Source organism: Aliivibrio sp. S4MY1 (assembly GCF_028765545.1).
In the GTDB taxonomy this organism is placed as follows: Bacteria; Pseudomonadota; Gammaproteobacteria; order Enterobacterales; family Vibrionaceae; genus Aliivibrio.
Genome location: NZ_JARACP010000039.1, coordinates 1 through 5,147 on the forward strand (window position 1 = coordinate 1; position 5,147 = coordinate 5,147).

8 protein-coding genes are annotated in these 5,147 nt (G+C 36.5%); 2 read left to right on the forward strand and 6 right to left on the reverse strand.

The features are described from left to right. Positions 1-30 precede the first annotated feature (30 nt). A complete protein-coding gene (locus tag PVK71_RS19995) occupies positions 31-315 on the reverse strand; it encodes a carboxymuconolactone decarboxylase family protein (protein WP_155653397.1) in 285 nt (94 codons plus the stop codon). 443 nt (positions 316-758) lie between these two features. Here PVK71_RS19995 and PVK71_RS20000 point away from each other — a divergent pair, with 443 nt between their 5' ends. Then, on the forward strand, positions 759-1,964 hold the full coding sequence (locus PVK71_RS20000; protein WP_274421082.1) for a type VI secretion system PAAR protein: 1,206 nt from the start codon (positions 759-761) through the stop codon (positions 1,962-1,964). After that, positions 1,951-2,376, forward strand: a complete 426-nt coding sequence (locus tag PVK71_RS20005; RefSeq protein WP_146107541.1) for a hypothetical protein — start codon at positions 1,951-1,953, stop codon at positions 2,374-2,376. Before PVK71_RS20000 ends, PVK71_RS20005 begins: the two co-directional genes overlap by 14 nt. A 95-nt stretch (positions 2,377-2,471) precedes the next feature. Here the strand turns inward: PVK71_RS20005 and PVK71_RS20010 are convergent, their stop codons facing one another. The 5 genes from PVK71_RS20010 to PVK71_RS20030 all read right to left on the reverse strand — a co-directional run bounded on the left by PVK71_RS20010 (position 2,472) and on the right by PVK71_RS20030 (position 5,087). Continuing rightward, positions 2,472-2,678: an IS3 family transposase gene (locus PVK71_RS20010; RefSeq protein WP_274421083.1), complete on the reverse strand. Its 207-nt coding sequence runs from the start codon at positions 2,676-2,678 to the stop codon at positions 2,472-2,474. Positions 2,679-2,697: 19 nt separating this feature from the next. Beyond that, positions 2,698-3,345 (reverse strand): IS3 family transposase, encoded by a 648-nt coding sequence (locus PVK71_RS20015; RefSeq protein WP_274421086.1) that lies wholly within the window; start codon positions 3,343-3,345, stop codon positions 2,698-2,700. Further along, positions 3,300-3,608 (reverse strand): transposase, encoded by a 309-nt coding sequence (locus tag PVK71_RS20020; RefSeq protein WP_065624858.1) that lies wholly within the window; start codon positions 3,606-3,608, stop codon positions 3,300-3,302. The genes PVK71_RS20015 and PVK71_RS20020 overlap by 46 nt, the downstream gene beginning before the upstream one ends. Before the next feature lie 215 nt (positions 3,609-3,823). Beyond that, a complete protein-coding gene (locus PVK71_RS20025; protein ID WP_274421084.1) occupies positions 3,824-4,657 on the reverse strand; it encodes a hypothetical protein in 834 nt (277 codons plus the stop codon). 97 nt (positions 4,658-4,754) lie between these two features. Next, positions 4,755-5,087, reverse strand: a complete 333-nt coding sequence (locus PVK71_RS20030; RefSeq protein WP_274421085.1) for a hypothetical protein — start codon at positions 5,085-5,087, stop codon at positions 4,755-4,757. Between the last annotated feature and the right edge of the window lie 60 nt (positions 5,088-5,147).

Consider the following 5,147-nt stretch of genomic DNA (forward strand, 5'->3'; position numbering starts at 1 on the left):
AATCGTGTTGATGCATTTGTTATAACGCATCTAAAAGTTGTCTAAGTCTATTTTATATTTAGATAACACTTCTTGCATTTGAAGTTTCTTTTGACCAGCGGATACTGCCATTACTTTTGCTGTAACATCCGTGATTTCACCCTTTGTTATACCCGCTTTCTTTGACTCTTGTAAGTAATATCGAATGCATGGTAAACAGTTCATTGCCATTGCTGCTGACAACCCTACCAATAATTCTGTACGAGTATCTAAGTGTTCATTAGTATGAGTTGAATGATAAAATTCTTCATAAACTTTTTGATGCTTACCTAACATAAAATCTCCCTGTAAGTTACTTAGTAATATCCATATTTCCAATATAACCATCGACCTTACATTACACCGTCATTATAAGATTGGATGTAGATCAAATTCAGTTCAGAAGCTAAATAAGAAGACTAAACCATTAGTTTTGAACTGCGTTATAACGCCTGCATAACACGTTTGCTACGATACAGACCTAGCTGAATTTTACTGCCTTAATCACTGAAACTAAAGGCAAACTGACAACGCCGAGTGTAGCAAATCGTGTTGATGCATTTGTTATACGACTTCGGGACTATGCCAACAAGCGTGAAATTACCCTCAATCACTATGTAATCATATTTGTAATAGCTAACAAATAATGAGAACTCTGTCCTGATTTAATTATTATGATTTTATCTTTAAATCTTGTGTCATTAAAGTTTAAGCTTACATTAATTCCAAAGGACAGATGAATGGGCAACGCAGTTAAAGTAGGCGATAAAGGGACTGACCATGATGGGTTTCCACAAACCCCTATTATAACAGGCTCACCAAATGTGAATATTGATGGAGCACCTGCATGTAGAGAAGGGGATAGCCTTATGCCCCATGCAAAACCTAAGCACCCTCCTCACCCTAGAACTATATCTTCTGGCTCTTCATCAGTATTCATAAACGGTAAACCTGCTGCTTTAACTGGCAGTTCTATTAGCTGTGGCGGCGTTACGATTGGCGGTGGTACAGTAAACATTGGAGATAAAGCGCCAGTAAATACAGCTAGCTCCTCACTACAAAGTAATCCCCCTGCAACAGAAAGTCCTTTCATTACAAATAAAAGAGCTGCTTATCAAAAACGATTAGCAGAGAGAAGCGCAGCATTAGAGAATTCACAAGCATCAAAAGCTTATGACTCCCCTCTTATTACGCGTGGCTCTAAAGCAACTCAGGCATTAGACGACTCATGGCGTAATGAACAGCAATGCTCTTTAATTGATGAACTTAATAACAACCATCAAGACGTAGTTATTCTAGATATGGAAGATACCCATAAGTTATTAAATAACTTATGGGTTGATTTAGGTAAAGACACCGCTTTCTTAGCGGCTAGCATTAATAGCGCAAATACTTGGTTTCAGCACACAACCCCAATATTCGATGCAAAAGGCCTAGTTAAGCAATTTGGTGACATTAATATCAAGGCGGACATCATTGAAAGTAAAGGAAAGCAATTTATTGCTTTCTCTGGAAAGAAAAATGGAAAAGAAATCCTTCACGCCCTTGTTAATGGCACTCGAATTAATATGAATGGTAAAAAATACCCTATTAATAGCCCAAAGGTTCAGCAAGTTGGTTTAAGTCCTAAAGCGAGAGCAAGCGGATTTAAAGGCGCAGGTGTATTAACCTTCGTGGTATCAGCAGCGATAGCAACGACCGACCTTGTATTTAAAGACGATTACCATTTAGTCGATTGGTTTGGCAATGTTGGTTCTGATATGTTCAAGGCACTGCTACAGTTTGGAGCAGGAGAGGCAATGTTGTTTGGCATTGTAGCACTGACTGGCTATATCGTTTTAGGTTTTGTATTAGTAGCTGTTGCCTATTTAACAATCGAATGGCTATGGAATGAATATAAAGTTACAGATGAGATTATTTTGGAGCTAGAACGTGTCATCAACTAAGATGAGATTTTTGGGGGTAGTATTTTTTATATTAATCCCATTATTATGGTGGGTGCCAACTAATGGAGTTTGGAGAGATTATCAAAACCTATTAAACCATAAAGATGAAGTACAATTATCATTGTTTACTTTATGGGTACCTATTGGTGGATTTTTTGCCGTTATTTTAAATTCAATTTTGATGAGTATTACTATTATATCAGGTAAGAAAGCTCGTTTAATTATTGGAGAGCATTGGACAAGTAGTATAAATAAAACCTGTATATATAGTGCATTGTTTGGGGTCATATTTGCTATGATGTTTGCTCTTTATAGCATGAAGTTACTCGATGAATATGGGTATGAATACAGTTATGAATTAACTAAAATCACCCCAACAGGAATTCACTTGATGTATGTAAAGGCACCTTAAAAAATAAAAGCTAATTCAGCTCACAATAAATTTGTGGGCTGAATTAAACCAAATTAGTCGTTGGAGTACCCCACGAAAAGTAGACACTCTCTATTTTACTTATTTTCATACTCAACTGGGCTTACATAGCCTAACGCTGAGTGCCTTCTTTTGCGGTTATAGAACACTTCGATGTACTCGAAGATCCCTGCTCTAGCTTCATTTATAGACTGATAATCTTCCGCATAAATCAGTTCGACTTTTAGTCGACTGAAAAACGATTCCATTACTGCGTTATCCCAACAGTTACCTTTACGACTCATGCTTGGCTCTCCGCCATGTCTACGCATAAAGTCTTTGTACACCGCGATCTGAGTGGATAATAAGCCCCTTAGGGGGCTTACGTGATGTGAATGCCATTTTCAAAGCATCAGTCACCAGTTGGTTGGTCATTGTTGTATTCAATGACCAACCAACAATACGTCTAGAATGTAAATCCATTACTGTAGCTAAGTATAGCCAACGATCTTTAACCCAGATATAAGTAATGTCTGTTACCCATTTTTGATTTGCTATTGGCGATTCAAAATCTCGACGTAATAAGTTATCAGCTACGTTCGTTATAGCTGCAACATCTTTGATATATTTAAACGACTTGCCATTACGTGCTTTTATCTGTTTTTCTAGCATAATATCAGCAATATAATTAACACTGCAGCTCTCACCTTGTGCGATTAATTCCCTGGTAATTCGAACTGCTCCATAACGAGCTCGAAACTCAGCATAAGTTTGCATAATTAGCAGTTCAAAGCGCTGCCTTCTCAAGAGCCGCTCACTTAGTGAGCGGCCTCTCCAGCGATAATATCCAGATCTAGATACCTTCAAAGCGCGACACATCAGCGTCACCGTGTATTCGCCGATAAAGCTATGAATATATTCGTACTTTACTCTTGGCGCTTCGCAAAGTACGCAGAGACCTTTTTTAAGAATTCTAACTCTTCTTTGAGTCGCATATTTTCAAGTTTTAATTGCTGCATTTCTTTCGTCTCCTGCTTTGAATAATCAATCCCCTCAAGGGTATTAAATTGTTTATCAGAGAGGCGTGTAAATTGACGTTTCCAATTAGCTATTTGTTGCGCACTGACACCAAGTTGCTTAGCAACTTGTGTTGCAGTTCGGTCTGGAAGTTGTGAGAGACGTACAGCTTCTTTTCGAAACTCTTCCGTGTACGCTGACTTTCTTTGTTTACCCATATAACACCCCTTGATTAGACTGTAGTTCTAACTTAATGTGGTGTCTACAAAACGTGGGTAACTCCAACACATAACGCCTGCATAACACGTTTACTACTAAGAAATTATACTTAATATTGACGCCTTAAAACGAGAAACACCCAGCAAACTGAGATTGCCGAGTGTAGTAAATCGTGTTGATGCATTTGTTATAAGTAACGATCATCTCAATTTTACTAAAATACCATTAAGAGGATCGTATTATGCATAATTACCTCTCGAACCTCGAACCTCGAAACTGTAACAATTAGAATAAACATACCTTTCCCACTTGGTTCATCAATATTAGTTATTCTATTATCGCCAATTAATCCACTACAGAGCATATCAGCAGGAGCACTATTACTTAAATATTCTTTAATTAACAACTCAATTTCGAGTAAATCAAATGATTGATTTCTTATTTTTATTTCATCATATATCCAGGTGATAAGCTCAAGTAACTCTTTTTGAAATTGAAGATGCTCTCTAAAATTCTCGATATTTTCATAAGTATCATACAACGAAAATAGCCATTCGTTATAAAAGAAAGGAAAAGGCTGAAGATCATTGGATAACTGGAACACATCGCTTAAATAATGGGCTAAGTAACTAATCCTTGGATTTGCTCCATTATTGATTTTAGACTTTATAAAACATTGTATAGATGATGAAGCGAAACGAGTATTATTATATGATGATAAGACAGATGGTGCGTTAGAATCCTTACACAACTTTAAAACCTTATTAACTAGATCATCCCAGCCAGAATTTTGATTATCAATTTTTTTAATTGAACTAAAATCTCGGCCAATCTGTATGTTTTTAATGCTTTTCCTTTGGTATAAACCTTCTAAAACTTCCCCAAGTGTTGAAACGCACTCCTCTCCCTTAACTGCTTCCCCACACATCCATCGTGATTTCCAAACTAATTTATGATTAGGGGCACATGCGCCAAACCAACCATGAGACAATTTGTTGATATTACCATTAGTAATACCAACATTATTTAACAATGGCACTTGACTCATCGGAGCTTTGATAAGGTTAAAAACTGGCCATTCAGAAAGTAACTTGTACTCTTTATCTGTACTACACCCCTTTGTTATTGGTATTACAGGTATTTTTTTATTGCCATTTACTTATGACTCCAGATGCATTAGATATATTCCATTCATCACGATATACAAATAAAACATCGGCCAATTCGCCACAAATAGTTTTCCCATTTTTGTTATATTTGGCATACGGTTGTTTATCAATATAACCTAATTCAACTGAAACTGACTTAGGCTGATTCGTTGCAATAGAATCATATTGATATACAATTTTTGCCAATCCATCTGTGAAATTTTTTGAAAACAATCGAGTTAGCTGTGCCAGTTCTCCTTTACCACTTTTAGAGGTCATTGTATCGTATTGCTTGTCTATTAATTTATCAATTTCATGAGCTAACCCCATATCACCTATCAAACCTCTACTTAAATTTATTATTTATTACGATCTTTAATGAGTTACTTA